Source organism: Rhodocytophaga rosea (assembly GCF_010119975.1).
Classification (GTDB): domain Bacteria; phylum Bacteroidota; class Bacteroidia; order Cytophagales; family 172606-1; genus Rhodocytophaga; species Rhodocytophaga rosea.
Window position 1 is genome coordinate 5,357,668 of record NZ_CP048222.1, and the last position, 16,434, is coordinate 5,374,101.

A 16,434-nucleotide genomic window follows, 5' to 3' on the forward strand; every position below is an offset into this window, starting at 1 on the left:
ATATTAAAAAATATTAATAATAATCAAGATAAATAAGCCAATACAGCCTTGGTTCTACTTATATAAGCTAAGAGTATAGTTGAAGAGCCTATTTTAAGTTAGCCTGCTTAACGGCACTATTTCTGCCTTTCTCGTTAGCAGATGCATAATGGTCCAGGCGATCAGGTATGTAAATCCACATATGGTAAATAATATATTATATCCACCTGTTAAGTTACCTGCGGCTTTATAACTATCCAGTAAAGTGCCTACTAATATCGGAAACAGAATACCTCCTACAGCCCCGGCCATACCGGCAATTCCTACGGCAGAACTCACCGCTTGTTTTGGAAACAGATCGGAAGCCATCGTAAATACATTGGTAGCCCATGCCTGGTGAACCGCAACGGCTAAACTGATCAGTCCAACGGCAATCCATATATCTGTGGCAAACTGGGCCAGAATAATGGATATTTCCAGCACCGCAAATATAATAAGCGATAGTTTTCTGGCTTTTAAAGTAGGCCATCCTCTTTTTATCAGCCAGGAAGAGAAATAGCCTCCACCAATGCTTCCAAGGGTAGTAGCTGCATAAATGATCATTAAGGGAATACTTGGTTTTTTAAGATCAAGGCTAAAGGTAGACGAAAAATAAGAAGGAAGCCAGAACAGAAAAAACCAGAATATGGGATCAATCAGCCCCTTGCCTGCAATAAGTGCCCACATCTGAGGCACTGTAAATAATTTGTGCCACTGTAAATTAGACGGTTTGTCCTCTGGTGTGGTTTCATCCTGTCCGCTGGTGATCAGTTCGTATTCAGCGGCGCTTAAACGCTTTTGCCTGGCTGGTACTTCGTAAAATATCCACCATAAAATGAGCCAGATAAAGCCGGTCGCACCAGTGATCCAGAATACTTCCTGCCAGCCATAGTTACTCAAAATCCAGGGTACCACTAATAGCGCCAGCACCACCCCTAGACTGGTGCCTGAATTAAAGATACCGGTAGCCAGTGCCCGTTCTTTTTTAGGAAACCATTCGGCTACTGTTTTTACGGCTGCCGGGAAATTACCGGCTTCCCCCAGTCCCAATACAAACCTGGCTACACCGAAGCCAATAGCACTTCTGGCCAGGGCATGAAACATACCTGCCAGACTCCACACCACCACAGTAAGGGCATATCCTATTTTTGTGCCGGTCCTGTCAATAATTCTCCCCACTACCAGAAGTCCTATTGCATATGCAGCTGTAAATGCCATCACAATCTGGGCAAAATCTGTTTCTGTCCAGTTAAATTCTTTCTCCAGGATAGGCTTCAATAAACCGATGATCTGCCGGTCAAGGTAGTTAATAATGGTAGCCGCCAGCAACAGGGCTACGATTATCCAGCGGTAATTCCCAATGGTGTGGCTGGTCATTGTATCTTTTTTCCTGGTAGAAGTAAACATAAGGTGAGGCAGGCTGTATACAAATGGTAAAATTAAATGTGAGACTCATCTAATTAAAAGATAATTTTATTTACTTGCACCAGAGTGCTCATTTTTCTTTTGTTTTTTCCTGCGTTTTATCTACCTCTCTATGCACAGAAGAAATTTTCTCAGATTAAGCCTCTTAGGATCGGCTGCAACCTTAGCAGGTGTCGGGCTTCCGTCGGCAGAAGCGGCTTCCAAACTAAAAATTACCAAAATCAGGTATTATAATGCACCATGGTATACCAAACCCCTGTTTAATCAGGCCCGTGGCATTGTAGAAATAGAGACTAATGAGGGAATTATAGGCATTGGGGAAGGCGGATCTAAGGATATGATTGAGCAATGTGCGCAAATGATGATCGGAGAAGATCCTTTCCGGATAGAGCACCTATGGCAGTATTTGTATAGAGGCATGTTTTATCCGCCCGGCCGGGAAAAGCTGCATGCGCTGGGCGCATTGGAAATGGCACTATGGGATATCAAAGGCAAAGCGCTGAATGTGCCAGTATACGAATTATTAGGCGGAGCTACCCGGGATTATGTAGAATGCTATGCTACCGGATTTAGAGCTTCCAAAGCAACCACCGAAGAAGGAAGAGCCCAGGATTGTATTGCCGCCGGCTTACGTGCCTACCGGATCGGCCCGACGGGAGGAAACGGAGACAAACCGTTTGATTTTTATGAACATACCAAGAGTACCATAGATTTTTGCAAAAGGATAGATGCCGCTGTGGGCGGAGGTGGCAAATGGGCGATCGATTTGCATACCCGGTTTGATTTGACTGAAGGTGTAAAAATATGTAAAGCCCTAGAAGCCTTGGAGCCTTATTTTGTCGAAGATATTATCCGCTCTGAAAATCCGGATGTATATACAACGGTACGCCAGATGACTAATGTTCCTATTGCCGTTGGTGAACAATTCGGTGACCGATGGGATATTAATACTTTTATCGAAAAACGCCTGATCGATTATACGAGGGTAACATTGCCAAATACAGGAGGGATTTCTGAGTTTAAAAAAATAGCTGCCCTCTGCGAAACACACTATATTGGCATGATTCCTCATTTTACCGGACCATTAAGTGTAGCCGCATTGGTACATGCATTAGGCTCAAGCAGTCCTGCCCGTTGCATGGTAGAATTGGCGGGAGGCGAGCCCGAAAAACCGGCATACTTTAACGAAGATTATCTCAATTTCAAAAATGGCAAATTGTATCTGAACCCAGCGCCTGGGTTAGGAGTAAAATTTGATCCGAAGAAAGCCACTTTTGTTATGGAAATAACGGCAAACACCAAATATCCACACCCTATTCTGAAAAGTCCGGATGGCTCTATTCATAACTGGTGATCTGGGCAATGCACAACAATGGAGGTGAAATTGACTAAAGCTATGGATCTGGCAAACCAGCATAGCTGGAAATAAGCTATCTTGAAAAGAGATTCAACCGTAAAATGGCCTAATCATATGATGCCTTTTGAATGGAAAGGTTACCGCCCCCATCTTTTTCTCCATTCTTCTTTTACCTTCAATTTCTCTTCTTCACTCATGTTCATCCATTTATCCCGCTTATGCTGCGAAAATCTGCCAAAAGGTTTCTGATAAGCTCCTCCACCCATACTTCCGGAAAGTATCCGGCACAGGATCAATAATCCTAATGCCTGCCAGTAATTGATGCTGCGGACCGGTAACAGATCTGGTAAGATGGCATTCCATAATAACATAACCACTAAGGCGATAACGCAAAAAATGAACGGAATAAAAAACCAGAAAAAATACTTTTTATAGTGCATACGTGGGATGGTTCTGGGATGAAAACAATTTTCTCCGCTAGTAATTTAAAAAATCATTATATAATGCCTCCAGTCGCTGGCGTAAATGTTTTACGGCATACCCCTTTCTGGAGATAATGGTTTTGAGCTTTTCACCTGTCTGGTCGGCAATTTGTTGCAAAGTCATGTCTTCGAGTTCGTTCCAGATAAATACCTGGCGCTGATTTTCCGGCAGTTCTTCGAGGGCAGTAAAGAGTTCAGCCCAGAAAACTTCCTTCAGGTATTCAGTTTCAGGGTTGGTATTATCGGCGAGTAAAATAGATTTGAGTGTAAATTCACCCTCTTCCTCTTCATACAGCATTCCATCGAGAGAATCTGGCGTTTTTTTACGGTATTTGTCAATGATCTTATTTCTAGCCACCTGAAAAAGCCATCCGCTCATTTGATCAATCTCATTTACATCTACCACATTGCTTAGCTGGTACCAAACCTCCTGTAAAATATCTTCCGCATCCTCATCTGATTTTACTTTGCCGCGAATGAACCCAAACAGACGTTTCCCATAGTCTTTCACTGTTTGAATAATCTTCTGTCCGGGTTTTTCAGCCATCGGGGTGTCAATAGTCTTTTCCATGTAAATGTCCCAAGTACTGGAGTAGACGAATGGCAGGCCGTTTTACTTTACAGCCATACACATTTCCTACACACAATGTGAGCAGCGGCTGAAAAGGTCTTTTAAAAGTGGCAGAGAAAGGATAAACTGGTTTTGTATCTGGAATTTTAAAGCACTGAAAACAGCAACAAGTATCGGTTGTTGAAAACCTATCCGGAAAAACGCCGTTAGGTACCTTTATTCTCAATCCTTTAGTTAGTTGCCAGTTTGTACTCGTAGAAATATCAAAAAGACCGTCGCCATGAAAAAGTTATTTTTCTTTAAAGAGTATACCTATTACAGTGAGTTTGAAAGCAAAACAAGCCACTATGTAGCCACGGTGGAAGTAGACTATGACGAAATAGAAAAAGAACTGCCTAGTGGTGCCAGAATCAAGTATGAAACAGTACAAACAATGATAGAAGCGGGTAAATTTATTGTGTATGGCGAGTATACTTTTTCTGATGTGCTACCCAATGCAATTTCAGCTACTGAGTCTATCGATATTAGCCAGGTATTGGGAGAAGAAGGAATTTTGCCTTCAGCCAATTAGGGGTAGTTGCTGGTTGTACCTACAAGGAGCAACCAGCAACTAAGACTTCCGGCAACGGATGTGCAGGAAATAAGCAATTACCTGGCTATCTTGTAAGGAGGGATATTGTTTAACTACTTCGTTGCTGGGTCTGGGTTCGTGCAGTTGCTCGATCACAAAACCTGCCTGGATAATTATATTCAGCCATTCGCTTAGGGTTCTGGTAAACCTGGGTATTCTGAATTTGGGCAAGTTATGCATGGATTCAGGCAGATTGCTAAAACCCCATTCGCTGATGTCGCCATTCTGGTTCGTGAAATAATCGCCTACTTCAATAGCGTAGGTTTTGCCTTGTGCATTTCTTAGGTTCTTGCGGTGTGGGGTATCAAAACAAGGATGGGCAATCGAAAATTGCAGAAAGCCACTTTTTTTCAGTACCCGGCAGGCTTCACTTAGTACTTTGCCTGTTTCCGGAATATCCATCAAACTCATAAAAGCCGTAGCAAAATCGAAAGTATTTTCTGCAAAAGGTAATTCTGCCGCGCTGGTAATCTGGTAATGGATATGCAACGGATGCTGGGTTTCTGTTTCTTTCGCCTGCTGAATAAATACTTCAGAAATATCAATGGCGGTAATGAAGGCTCCCTTCTGGGCAAGCAACCGTGTATTATGTCCTTCGCCGCAGCCAATATCTAGTCCTTTTAAGCCCTGTATATCGGGCAGGATTTCGAAAAAGGCAGGTGTATTGAGATGATCTCTGTACACATCATAGCCGGCTCTGGCCAGTGTAGTCCAGGTCTGGGCATTTTCATTCCAGTATTTTCCGACTTCCTGATGGTTCATAGGGTCTGGGGAATAGTTTCAGTTGCACTCTACAATCTCTACAATGGATAGAGGCCAGTCGTATTCATTGCCATCCAATATTGAAAAAGCTCTGATTAAGGAGTCTGCTTTTTGAACTGTAATTGTACATTTATTCTGTTCATACCAACTGTACCAGTTATCTACATCTTCAAAGTAAGAATCTTCCTCCCCATTCGGATAGAAGTAAGGGGCTCCTCCAGATCTGGCTACTTTACGGTGTATATTAGTAATCGCATGCAAACAGTTATAAGCATTTGATAGATAATCTTCATTCATCATATAGCCATGATTCGTTAAGTGCACGATTTGTATACAATTCTCAAAACGGTATCTAAACTCGCTATCAATGAAGCATTTTGTTTGTGATGTGTCTGTGGGCTTTTCACAACCACCTGAAAGAATGATAACACAGATTAATGCTAGAATACCTTTCATATTGGTAGCTATACATGAATAGCCATACATAAAAGTCAAGACAAAGGCTGGGGCGAAGGCCATCCGGCAGGCCGGGAACGGTCTTCTGGTAGGGGTACAAACTCCTGGTTATCCGTAGGCGGAAGCGGAATACGTCCTTGCTGCCAGTCGGCTTTGGCTTGCTCAATACGTTCCTTGCGGGAAGAAACAAAATTCCACCAGATGAAGCGTTCTCCTAATGGTTCACCACCTAAGAACATCAGCGTTGTTTTCTCCCTGCCTACCAAAACCGGCTCAGTTCCGCTGTTAAACACCAGCAACTGACCAGTGGTATATGTGCGTCCTGCTACTTCCAGGCTGCCTTTCGCTACATAAACGCCCCGTTCTGTATGGCCTTGCGGCAAACCAAATCGTGCTCCGGGTTCTAATACCACATGAAGATAAAACAGGGGCGAGTGCGTTTTTACAGAATTATTCAGGCCAAATGCTTGTCCGGCGATCAGGCGCATCCAAACTCCTTTTTCCGTGAAAACGGGCAATTGACCAGGCTGGTAATTATCAAAAGCCGGTGCATCTTCTTCATCCTTTTCCGGCAGCGCTACCCAGGTCTGGATCATTTCCAGGGTTCCGCCTGCCAGGGTGGTCGGATCTTCGAAACGTTCGGAATGGGCAATACCCCGTCCGGCTGTCATCCAGTTTACTTCTCCTGGGCGAATAATTTGTTCCACACCTAAACTATCCCTGTGCATCACTTGTCCGCCAAACAAATAGCTTACGGTAGACAAGCCAATATGCGGATGTGGCAATATATCCATCTGGGATACTTGTTCTGGCACCATATTTACCGGACCTGCATGATCCATGAAAATAAATGGCCCTACCATCCGCTTGAGCCGGAAAGGCAGAATGCGGTGTACTTCCAATCCATGACCCAGAGAGGCCTGACGGGCTTCTATTACTAAATCCAGCATACTCAACTCAGCTTAAGAAAATAATAAATTTTGCATAAGATAGGTTTAAAATAGTATAATCTCCAGTAGCCAAACCGTTTTATTGAAATCTGGTTTAGATTGATACGCTGGGAAATGATTGTTCCGGATTCTATATTGTCATGCATTTGCTAAACCATTCTTTCTACCTGATTCTGACTATGAAAATCACTATTGCTTTCTATTGCTTGTTAATAAGTATATGCCTCAGCAGTTGCTCGGAAAAAAAAACAGAAATAAATCAATCGGCTGCCCCTGCTAACGGAATCTGGCGGGGTGTGATTGCATTGCCAGAAAGTCAACTGCCTTTCAATTTTGAACTGCAACCAGACAGCAAAGGTACCTATACTGTTTTTCTGATCAATGCAGGCGAACGGCTTGCCCTGGATAGTGTAATTGTTAGTGGTGATTCCATTCACATTCCTATGGGCTTCTTTGATGCACAGATTACCGCTAAAGTGAATGAACAATCGATGGAAGGCTATTGGATTAAGAATTACGCAAAAGATTACAAAATTCCATTTAAAGCCGAGCATGGAAAGGATTACCGCTTTGAGAATGCCAGCCAGTCCACTACTGCGAATGTAAGCGGAAAGTATGCCATCCGTTTTGCCGACAGGCCGGATTCCCTGGTTTCAGTAGGCGTTTTTGAACAATCGGGCAGTAAAGTTACTGGCACGGTTCTGACCCGGACCGGCGATTATCGCTACCTGGAAGGTGTGCTGGATGGACAGGAATTAAAATTATCTACGTTTGATGGCGAACATGCCTATGTGCTAACAGGAACGCTGCAAGGAGATAGCATTCTGAATGGAAAATTTATTTCTGGAAAAGCCAAAGCCAGATCCTGGTCAGCGGTGAGAGATGCGAATGCCTCCTTGCCTGATCCCGGCAGTCTTACTTTCCTGAAAAAAGGCTATGATAAAGTAGAGTTTATTTTTCCGGGAGCGGATAGTGGAACTGTTTCTCTGCAAGATCCAAAATACAAAGGTAAAGTGGTCATTCTACAACTGTTTGGTACCTGGTGTCCTAATTGTATGGATGAAACCAAGTTTTTAAGCCCCTGGTATGATAAAAACAAAGACAGAGGCGTTGAGATCATTGGCCTGGCCTACGAGAAAAAGCCTGAACTGGATTATGCCAGAAGCCGGGTACAAAAGATGAAACAACGCTTACATGTACATTACGATTTTGCCATCGCAGGTACTTCTGATAATGAAGCTGCTGCGAAAACCCTGCCTATGCTCAATCATGTTATGTCTTTTCCTACCACCATTTTCATCGACCGGCAAGGAAATGTTCGAAAGATCCATACTGGCTTTACAGGTCCTGGTACTGGCCGCTATTATGAAGAGTTTGCGGAAGAATTTAATCAATTCACCGATAAGCTCATTAACGAGGAAAATAAGCTGGAAGCGAGTAGGAAATAGGTTTCTTCTGTTGCAAATCTCACATATAATGCGGTTATTCTATAAAGCCTTCCTTACATAATGAATAGTAAATGCGATTTACACATCAATATAACAAATGATTAAAAGCTTGAAAAACTGTGTTTTACTATTTCTACTGCTTGTAATCTTCATTTCGTGTAGTGAAAAGAAAGAGATTATACGCTATGCTAATGGCAATATTAAACTAGAAGCTGAGTTAAAAAATGGTATTCGTCATGGGAAGTTAGTTGATTATTATGAAGATGGTTCTATAAAATCACGTTCTATTTGGAAAAATGGTGTAGTGGAAGGAAAGGTAGAACACTATTTTGCAAACGGAAAATTTAAAGAAGTAACTTATTATGAAACAGGTAAAGCAAATGGTACCTCAAAACAGTATTATGAGAACGGGCAATTATTTAAAGAGGCGACCTATAAAAATGATAGAATAGTTGGCGAAATCAATTTCTATCATGATAATGGTGCACTTAAAGAAAAACGCATCCATGACGAAGATGGTGGAGAGATGTATAGGGCAAACTATAACAAAAACAACAATATGATTTTTGAAGCATTTCTACCACGACCCATTTATAAACCAGATACACTCAGTTATGGTGAACTATATCAGATACAACTCAAATTTGGAATTAAACCGAGATATAAGACTCAACTACTTACCGGTATTTTTGATGATCAGCATATGTTAATAGATACAACAGCTATTATAGAACCTAATGCGGATGATATCTATACCTATTCATTTAAGCCCATCAAGCAAGGAAAAGATTCTCTATTTATAATGGTATCTCATCTTGGAGTTGAAAAAGATTCATTAATTGTGAACGGAATAATAGTCTACCATAATTACTTCATTAAACCCTAAGTTATAACTTGTCACTATCATAATTACTAAGTATATTATTATATGCTCAATAGTAAGAAGAATTTGCATATGTAACTGTAAAGCATAGAAGTAAATAGGCACTCATTATTCTACATTCCTTGTTCTTCTGCTCTAAATTCATCTCTGCTTTATTTCAATACCGCCAGCTTTTCAGGTCGGCACCGGCAGGAGCGGTTTTCTCGATGCGGGTTAAGATTTTTGGTACATACATGGAGTTGTAGCGTAGTCTGGATATGGCATTGGGCAAGGTAGGATCGCCATTCCAGCAATGTTCGGCCCGGTCGCCATATTTTACTTCGCCGCCATAGTAAGGATTTTTGGTGCTTTCCAGAAATTCTTCCATCAAGTATACCGCATTATTCAGATAGTAATTATCCATATCGCCGCAGTAAATATGAATTTTGCCTTCTAGCTTGAGACCTAGCTTTGCCCAGTCCCGTTGCAAAATATAACGCAGATCGTAATTTTCCTGCCAGTACCTGGCTACTTTATGGTCGATCTGCCCGGTCACTTTATCCCAGATAGGTTTAGGATAACCGTCTTCCCCAACCGGCGAATACACGGCCTGCCAGATGTCCCACTGTCCCCCGGAACGGCTTTTAGTACCCAGGGCTAGTTCGCGGTAATTCATATCCTGTAAAGTTGCGCTTACATGCCCTAAGTAATCCCGGTGACCAGGGCGAAGTGTCTTTTTGAACTTGCTTTCCAGATAATAGGCATTCAAGTCCTTGTAAATATCTACTACGGTGTACGCCCTGAAATCAATAGGGTCGGGGCAGGCCGCAAAACAGCCATTGTACTCATCCGGGTACATAATTTGAGCAGCCAGCGCTTCCCAGCCTCCGGTAGAACCGCCATATAAAAACCTTGCCCAGCCTTTGCCAATTCCCCGGAATTGCTTTTCGATATAGGGAATCAGTTCATACGTAATGGCATCTCCATACGGACCCAGGTTGGCAGAATTTACGGCATAGGAATCGTCATAATATGGATTGGCATGTTGAATTTCAATCACCAGCATTCTGGGAAATTCCTTTCCAGTCCAGAGTTTATAGAAATTATGGGCTTCCTGCTGCTCGATTTTATTATACCCTTCCAGTTTAAAACGGTCACTATATACTGGTTTTAGGTTTGGGTCAGGTGCTTCAGGTCGGAAACCATCCAGATCTGCTGGGTAATGGCCATGATAGATAGCCAGTGGATACCTAGCTTGAGGATGCGCATCAAAACCTTCCGGCAACAATACGTGGGCACCTAAATACATAGGTCTACCCCAGAATTCGGTGAGCAGCTTGCTCTGGATTTTAATGTGCTTGATGTATTTAGTGTCTTTCGGCTCCTGGATGGGCGGAATTAGTTTATCCATCGCCACTTTAATCGTACCTCCAGCTAGTGGATTAATCTTTATCTTTTTAGGCAGGCTGTAGAGATTTCCGGGCGCTTCGTTCCATTGCTGCCCTTCACCCCGGTCCATAGGTAATTTTACCATATGTCCATCTTTGCGTTTGAAGGTTTCATAGCGGTGTAACAGGGCTTGTACATAATATTCACCAGGAGGAATCTGAGTAATGCTTTGTATCGGATAGCCAAATGCTTTGCTATCGATGATAACTTCGGTGTTTGGCTTCAACCCTTCTATATCTACACCAAATACCAGTTGCGTTTTAGGACCATCTTCAATCTGGTGACGGGGTTCTTTGGTGCTATCAGCAGAGATCAACAGGAGTATTCTTCCATCCAGAGGTTGTTTAATACTGGTTTCTACAAATGAAACAGCGAACCGGAAAGGTGTTTGTTCAGATTGGGTAGATTGAGTTCTAAAATCTGCCGAGACAAACAGTACCAGAATTAATAACAGGATAGAAGATTTGGGAAATAATATATATCTCATGCGGTTTGTAAAGGTAGGCTGCAAAAGATAATATTTAATTTTAAATTTTAGAAAAACTCCCAAACAAAAAAGTAGCACAATTGATTTAATAGTTCTGAATGAATGGGGAAGTCCTCCCCTAAATTTATGCGGGTAAAGCCAAAAAATACCTTCTACGGATGTTTTACAATGTATACCTTTGCGCCCAATCATTTTTCATCTTTTATCCTATTACCTATTAAAAATTAACTATAATGACTGACAAACACATGAAAGCAGCCAGATGCTTATTCCTTGTATGGCTAATAGGCATTTCTTTTCCTTCTTTCCTGGTGGCACAAACCGCAGATGCTTCCTTTACCAGTGTTGCGCTGGAAGACATGAGCAGCTTCAAGCCGGCTGCTAAAAACTGGAGTATTGTGGGAGATGTTTTCTTCGACAGGACAGGCAATGAAAAAGCCAATAAAACTGCCGGTGGCAAGGGCATTTTGCTGAACATGCCTTCTGATAAGAACAAAGATAACCTGGTAAGCAATTTTGAGCATGGCGATGCAGAACTGGACCTGGAATTTATGATGGCTCACCATTCTAACTCCGGCGTATACCTGCAAGGCCGTTATGAATTGCAGTTACTCGACAGCTGGGGTGTACGCAACCCAAGGGCCGGAGATTGCGGAGGTATTTATGAACGCTGGGATGATAGCAAGCCGGAAGGTCAGAAAGGATATGAGGGCTATGCACCCAGGGTAAACGTAAGCCGAGCACCAGGCTTATGGCAGCATTTTAATATTGTGTTTCAGGCACCCCGTTTCGATGCTGGTGGAAATAAAATTGCAAATGCCCGTATTATCAGAATGGTGCATAATGGGGTGGTGATTCATGAAAATGTTGAATTGACAGGCCCGACCAGAGGTCAGGGATTCCCCGGCGAAGCGGCTATGGGACCCATTTTGATACAAGGTGATCATGGCGCGGTGGCTTTCCGGAATATCCGCTATAAAAAACTCGATCTGAGCAAAGAGCCAGTGCAAGCTTCCAGAAATAACAACCGCGGTGCACGTCCGCAGATCTACGTTAACCCTGGCCGGGAAGTAACCATGCACCGCAGTTTTGTAGATTATACCAAAGAAGGCGAAACCAAGCCAAAACGTATTACCCATGCTATTTCTGTAGGCGAACCATCGGATGTTCATTATACCATGGATCTGGGTACTGGCGCCTTATTGCAGGTATGGAAAGGTGGATTTCTGAATGCCACTCCGATGTGGCACGACCGGGGTGATGGCAGTTCCAGGGCGTTGGGTAGTATAATTAAATTATCAGATGCTCCAACGCTGGCTTATTTAACAGATAAAAATGCTGCCTGGCCTGCAACATTTGAGGGTGAAACTTTCCGTCCGAAAGGATACGATATAGATGGTGCCGGCCGGCCGGTTTTCAAGTATATAATTCAGGGCACAGCTGTAGAGGACCGTACTTTTCCGGAAGAAGATGGAAAAATACTCACCAGGGAAATAAAAGTGAACGGCCAGAAACAAGCTAATCTGTATTGCCGCCTGGCGGAAGGGAAAGATATTGCTGCGCTTTCCGATGGGATGTACAGCGTAAACAACAAAGCTTTTTATGTTAAAGTGGATGGTGGCGCTAAGCCAGTGATTAGGGAGGCCGGTAACCGGAAAGAATTGCTTGTTCCTATCGAAGGAAACAGTACAGGTGTGAAATATTCTATCATCTGGTAGGCTTAGTATTTCATAGCCACCGAAGAATGGTCACAGCATATATTCTCTGTTCATTATTTAACAAATTCAAAAATCTATTTATAGTATGATTTCTTTATATTCAAAAAAATACTTCTGGCTGCTGATCGTGCTGTGCTCTTTACAGCCGGTAGTACCGGCTTGGGCGCAAGATTCAGAACAAGCCAGTACAGCTGGCAAACCTGCCACCGAAGAAGACTTTTACCGCATTGTTACCTTACCAATACCTGAAGGAGTAGCATTGGAAGTAGGGGGTATGGCTGTACTGCCTAACGGAAGTCTGGCGGCTTCTACCCGTCGGGGCGAAGTATGGCTGATAGAAAATCCGTATGGAATGAATCCGTATTACAAACGTTTTGCCCACGGATTACACGAAATACTGGGTCTGGCTTATAAAGATGGGGCATTATACATGTCGCAGCGGGGAGAACTCACTAAAATGACTGACAAGAATAAAGATGGCATTGCGGATAGCTATGAAACCGTCTATGCCTGGCCTTTATCGGGTCATTACCATGAATATTCCTACGGGCCAGTGATTCATCCGGATGGTACTATGACCGTAACGGCCAATGTGGCTTTTGGGGATGTGGAATGGTGGAAAGGCGAAAGCCGGGTGCCATGGAGAGGCTGGACAATGCAAATTACGCCTGATGGAAAAATGACTCCCTATGCTACCGGTATGCGTTCCCCCAATGGCATCGGACTGAATAAAGAAGGTGATTTGTTTTATGCCGAAAACCAGGGCGACTGGATGGGTTCAGGCGGAATTACCCACCTGGAAAAAGGCGATTTTGTAGGGCACCTTGCCGGTTTACGCTGGTCAGACCGGCCGGAGTCGCCAGTGAAATTGAAAGCTGAAGATGTACTGGCTAAAGTAGCCTATCCGCAGGTTAAATTTGGAGTAAAGCCAGAAGATGTGGAATCTGATAAAATTCAGCCTTTGTTTGAGCTGGAAAAAGACATTCCGGCTATTAAAACACCAGCCGTATGGTTCCCGCATACTATCCTGGGTATTTCTACCTCTGATATTCTGCTCAATACTACTAAAGGTGCCTTTGGACCATTCGATGACCAGTTATTTGTAGGCGACCAGGGGCATAGCAAAATCAACCGGGTGTTTCTGGAAAAAGTAAAGGGCGTATACCAGGGAGCAGTATTTCCATTCAGGGAAGGCTTTGTATCCGGAGTGATGCGGATTACCTGGGGAAAAGATGGGTCTATGTTCGTAGGCCAGTCTAACCGGGGCTGGGGTTCTACCGGAAAAGAGGATTATGGCCTGCAGCGCCTGGTATGGACCGGAAAAATGCCATTCGAAATGAAAACTGTAAAGGCGCAACCAGATGGCTTTGAAATAGAATTTACCGCACCGGCAGATAAAAAAACAGCTCAGAATCCGGCTGCCTACGCTATTACCAGCTTCACCTACAAGTATCATCCGGTATATGGAAGTCCGGTGATCCGGGATAAGCCGCATAAAATTCTGGGTGTAAAAGTATCGGATGATGGATTGAAAGCCCGCCTGGTTGTAGAGGGCACTCGGGAAGGCTACATTCACCAGATTCAGGCCGCAGATGTGCGTTCGCAGGAGAATCTGCCTTTGTTGCATGAAACAGCCTATTATACCTTGAACCGTATTCCGGATGGCGATAAACTGGCTTTGTCTGAAACAAATACCAAAGCAGACCATTCGATGCATGGCGATATGTCGGCTTCAACAGCTAAAAACGGGGCTTCTTCTGCCCAGGGAACTGCATCTAAAGGGAACAGCAAAAAAGGTACTTCCAAAGCCGGTACGCAGGTAAAACGTCAGACCAACATGCCAGCCAGCTGGAAGGCACCAGACCAGACGTTTACTATTGGTACCCAGCCCGGCTTAAAATTCGATGTGGAAAAACTAACGGTAAAACCAGGGTCTAAAATCAAACTTACCTTCAATAATGATGACGATATGACGCACAACTTGGTTATTACTACACCCGGAGATGCTGTTGAAGTAGGTAATCTGGCGATCAAAATGGGCCTGGATGGATCAAAAATGAGCTATATACCCAAAACAGATAAAATCCTTTATCATACCAATTTATTGCAGCCAGGTTCAGAAGAAACTATTTATTTCACTGCTCCCGAAAAGCCAGGCGATTATACCATTGTATGTACCTATCCTGGTCATGCCTTTGTCATGCAGGCAACTTTCCAGGTAGTAGCTAATTAATGCCAGTAGTAAGTTTTTAAGACTTTACTTAACATATACAAGCGGCGCTGAAAAGTGCCGCTTTTTTTAATGCCAGGCATCAAGTACTTTTAATTTTCGCAGCGATAACGATGTTTCTGTACTTGTATATCATTGCTTTACTATATAATATTTCTATACTACCTGATACTCAATACTTGTATTCATGAGTTTGCAATCAAAAATCACCGGATACTGGATTCTGATACATTTGATATTTGGAGCCGTATCTTTTTGTTTTCTAAGTGAAAACCGGTTGTGGTTACTGCTGGTCGAGCTATTTATTGCTTTTTCTCTTCTTGTAGCGTTGCGGCTGGCAAATCAATTTTACAAACCCTTACGGATGCTGAAAGAGGGAATAGAACTCATTAAAGACAGTAATTTCAGCACTTCTTTTCAGTTTACCCGCCAGCCAGAGGTAGACAATATCATTCATATTTATAACCGGATGCTGTATAATCTGCAGCAGGAACGAATCCGGATACAGGAGAAACATTATTTTCTTGAAAAAATCATTCTTTCTTCGCCGGTTGGCATGATTACGCTGGATTTCGATGATAAAATTGCACTGACTAATCCATATATAGAAAAGATGCTGGAACTGAGCCAGGCAGTACTCATAGGAAAAAAATTACAGGAAATAGACCATTTGATCTGCCAGAAACTGGCTGTACTGGAAACCGGCCAGTCTGAAGTAATTACTTTGCCATCGAGAAGGAAAATCCGGTGTACCAAATCTGATTTTTACGACCAGGGCTTTCCCAGGCAATTTTTCCTGCTGGAAGAACTTACCGAGGATTTACGCTTGTCTGAAAAACAGGCATATGAAAAAATGATCCGTATTCTGTCTCATGAGGTAAATAATTCCATTGGTGCAGCTAATTCCCTGCTACATAGCTGCCTGGCTTATAAAGAACAGCTTACTCCGCATGACCAGGAGGATTTTGAAATGGCAATAGGAGTTGTATTATCACGTACCGAGCACCTGATCGCTTTTATGCGCAGTTATGTAAATGTAGTCCGGCTGGCCGATCCTAAAAAACAATCCTCAGATATCCGGCAGATGCTGGAAAATGGGATAACGCTGTTCAAAGCAGAATTACAAAGCCGTAATATTCAGGTAATCTGGCAGATGGACGATTCTCTGGAAATGAACGTGCCGGTAGACAGAAGTCAGATGGAACAGGTATTTGTTAATATCATTAAGAATGCCATCGAAGCCATAGGAGAGGAGGGTACACTTACCATCCGGTCTGGAAAGCAGCAAAGGCGGCTATATGTAAGTATTGAGGATACCGGAAATGGTATTCCGCAAGATGTGAAAGGGAATTTGTTTACGCCTTTTTTTAGTACCAAAGAAAACGGACAGGGAATTGGATTAACCTTAATTCAAGAAATACTCAGTCGGCATGAATTTGAATTTTCGCTGGAAAGTAATCCGGGAAAACCCACGAGTTTTACAATTTATTTTGATTGATACAGTATAAATCCATGCTTAATTCTAGCTAAAAGAGTAGTTTGATAGCGATACCAAAATTGCCAATTGGATTAGATGCTGCTAGCATAA

Annotated in this window: 14 protein-coding genes; 7 read left to right on the forward strand and 7 right to left on the reverse strand. The window is 42.9% G+C overall.

Annotated elements, in window-relative coordinates:
* Positions 1 to 93: 93 nt before the first annotated feature.
* Entirely contained in the window at positions 94 to 1,425 is a 1,332-nt protein-coding gene (locus GXP67_RS22245) for an MFS transporter (RefSeq protein ID WP_232064537.1), read from the reverse strand.
* A gap of 130 nt (positions 1,426 to 1,555) precedes the next feature.
* On the opposite strand from GXP67_RS22245, the gene GXP67_RS22250 reads away from it, so the two are divergent.
* Positions 1,556 to 2,797: a mandelate racemase/muconate lactonizing enzyme family protein gene (locus GXP67_RS22250; protein ID WP_162445153.1), complete on the forward strand. Its 1,242-nt coding sequence runs from the start codon at positions 1,556 to 1,558 to the stop codon at positions 2,795 to 2,797.
* Between the two features lie 140 nt (positions 2,798 to 2,937).
* Here GXP67_RS22250 and GXP67_RS22255 read toward each other — a convergent pair whose 3' ends face one another.
* Both GXP67_RS22255 and GXP67_RS22260 read right to left on the reverse strand, forming a co-directional pair.
* Entirely contained in the window at positions 2,938 to 3,240 is a 303-nt protein-coding gene (locus GXP67_RS22255) for a hypothetical protein (protein WP_162445154.1), read from the reverse strand.
* A 37-nt stretch (positions 3,241 to 3,277) separates the two neighbouring features.
* A complete protein-coding gene (locus GXP67_RS22260) occupies positions 3,278 to 3,853 on the reverse strand; it encodes an RNA polymerase sigma factor (protein WP_317170067.1) in 576 nt (191 codons plus the stop codon).
* Between the two features lie 280 nt (positions 3,854 to 4,133).
* Between GXP67_RS22260 and GXP67_RS22265 the strand changes: the two genes are divergently transcribed.
* Positions 4,134 to 4,424 (forward strand): hypothetical protein, encoded by a 291-nt coding sequence (locus GXP67_RS22265; protein ID WP_162445155.1) that lies wholly within the window; start codon positions 4,134 to 4,136, stop codon positions 4,422 to 4,424.
* Positions 4,425 to 4,463: 39 nt separating this feature from the next.
* On the opposite strand, the gene GXP67_RS22270 is transcribed toward GXP67_RS22265, so the two are convergent.
* The 3 genes from GXP67_RS22270 to GXP67_RS22280 all read right to left on the reverse strand — a co-directional run bounded on the left by GXP67_RS22270 (position 4,464) and on the right by GXP67_RS22280 (position 6,652).
* Positions 4,464 to 5,246, reverse strand: coding sequence for a class I SAM-dependent methyltransferase (locus GXP67_RS22270; RefSeq protein ID WP_162445156.1), 783 nt, complete (start codon positions 5,244 to 5,246; stop codon positions 4,464 to 4,466).
* An 18-nt stretch (positions 5,247 to 5,264) separates the two neighbouring features.
* Positions 5,265 to 5,570 carry a hypothetical protein gene (locus tag GXP67_RS22275; RefSeq protein WP_162445157.1) on the reverse strand — a complete coding sequence of 102 codons (306 nt, stop codon included), beginning with the start codon at positions 5,568 to 5,570 and terminating at the stop codon, positions 5,265 to 5,267.
* A 167-nt stretch (positions 5,571 to 5,737) separates the two neighbouring features.
* Positions 5,738 to 6,652 (reverse strand): pirin family protein, encoded by a 915-nt coding sequence (locus GXP67_RS22280; protein WP_162445158.1) that lies wholly within the window; start codon positions 6,650 to 6,652, stop codon positions 5,738 to 5,740.
* A 179-nt stretch (positions 6,653 to 6,831) separates the two neighbouring features.
* Here GXP67_RS22280 and GXP67_RS22285 point away from each other — a divergent pair, with 179 nt between their 5' ends.
* Positions 6,832 to 8,100, forward strand: a complete 1,269-nt coding sequence (locus tag GXP67_RS22285) for a TlpA disulfide reductase family protein (RefSeq protein WP_162445159.1) — start codon at positions 6,832 to 6,834, stop codon at positions 8,098 to 8,100.
* Between the two features lie 97 nt (positions 8,101 to 8,197).
* On the forward strand, positions 8,198 to 8,986 hold the full coding sequence (locus GXP67_RS22290) for a toxin-antitoxin system YwqK family antitoxin (protein WP_162445160.1): 789 nt from the start codon (positions 8,198 to 8,200) through the stop codon (positions 8,984 to 8,986).
* Between the two features lie 154 nt (positions 8,987 to 9,140).
* On the opposite strand, the gene GXP67_RS22295 is transcribed toward GXP67_RS22290, so the two are convergent.
* A complete protein-coding gene (locus tag GXP67_RS22295) occupies positions 9,141 to 10,898 on the reverse strand; it encodes an alpha/beta hydrolase-fold protein (RefSeq protein WP_162445161.1) in 1,758 nt (585 codons plus the stop codon).
* A 233-nt stretch (positions 10,899 to 11,131) separates the two neighbouring features.
* On the opposite strand from GXP67_RS22295, the gene GXP67_RS22300 reads away from it, so the two are divergent.
* The 3 genes from GXP67_RS22300 (at position 11,132) to GXP67_RS22310 (ending at position 16,344) form a co-directional block, all read left to right on the forward strand.
* Positions 11,132 to 12,616, forward strand: coding sequence for a 3-keto-disaccharide hydrolase (locus GXP67_RS22300; RefSeq protein WP_232064538.1), 1,485 nt, complete (start codon positions 11,132 to 11,134; stop codon positions 12,614 to 12,616).
* Positions 12,617 to 12,701: 85 nt separating this feature from the next.
* Positions 12,702 to 14,849 carry a plastocyanin/azurin family copper-binding protein gene (locus tag GXP67_RS22305; protein WP_162445162.1) on the forward strand — a complete coding sequence of 716 codons (2,148 nt, stop codon included), beginning with the start codon at positions 12,702 to 12,704 and terminating at the stop codon, positions 14,847 to 14,849.
* A gap of 184 nt (positions 14,850 to 15,033) precedes the next feature.
* On the forward strand, positions 15,034 to 16,344 hold the full coding sequence (locus tag GXP67_RS22310; protein ID WP_162445163.1) for a sensor histidine kinase: 1,311 nt from the start codon (positions 15,034 to 15,036) through the stop codon (positions 16,342 to 16,344).
* The last annotated feature ends 90 nt before the right edge of the window (positions 16,345 to 16,434 follow it).

Coding starts and splice junctions, on each gene's coding strand:
- GXP67_RS22245 (WP_232064537.1), bottom strand. CDS start 1,425: ATGTTTACTTCTACCAGGAAAAAAGATACAATGACCAGCCACACCATT.
- GXP67_RS22250 (WP_162445153.1), top strand. CDS start 1,556: ATGCACAGAAGAAATTTTCTCAGATTAAGCCTCTTAGGATCGGCTGCA.
- GXP67_RS22255 (WP_162445154.1), bottom strand. CDS start 3,240: ATGCACTATAAAAAGTATTTTTTCTGGTTTTTTATTCCGTTCATTTTT.
- GXP67_RS22260 (WP_317170067.1), bottom strand. CDS start 3,853: ATGGAAAAGACTATTGACACCCCGATGGCTGAAAAACCCGGACAGAAG.
- GXP67_RS22265 (WP_162445155.1), top strand. CDS start 4,134: ATGAAAAAGTTATTTTTCTTTAAAGAGTATACCTATTACAGTGAGTTT.
- GXP67_RS22270 (WP_162445156.1), bottom strand. CDS start 5,246: ATGAACCATCAGGAAGTCGGAAAATACTGGAATGAAAATGCCCAGACC.
- GXP67_RS22280 (WP_162445158.1), bottom strand. CDS start 6,652: ATGCTGGATTTAGTAATAGAAGCCCGTCAGGCCTCTCTGGGTCATGGA.
- GXP67_RS22285 (WP_162445159.1), top strand. CDS start 6,832: ATGAAAATCACTATTGCTTTCTATTGCTTGTTAATAAGTATATGCCTC.
- GXP67_RS22290 (WP_162445160.1), top strand. CDS start 8,198: ATGATTAAAAGCTTGAAAAACTGTGTTTTACTATTTCTACTGCTTGTA.
- GXP67_RS22295 (WP_162445161.1), bottom strand. CDS start 10,898: ATGAGATATATATTATTTCCCAAATCTTCTATCCTGTTATTAATTCTG.
- GXP67_RS22300 (WP_232064538.1), top strand. CDS start 11,132: ATGACTGACAAACACATGAAAGCAGCCAGATGCTTATTCCTTGTATGG.
- GXP67_RS22305 (WP_162445162.1), top strand. CDS start 12,702: ATGATTTCTTTATATTCAAAAAAATACTTCTGGCTGCTGATCGTGCTG.
- GXP67_RS22310 (WP_162445163.1), top strand. CDS start 15,034: ATGAGTTTGCAATCAAAAATCACCGGATACTGGATTCTGATACATTTG.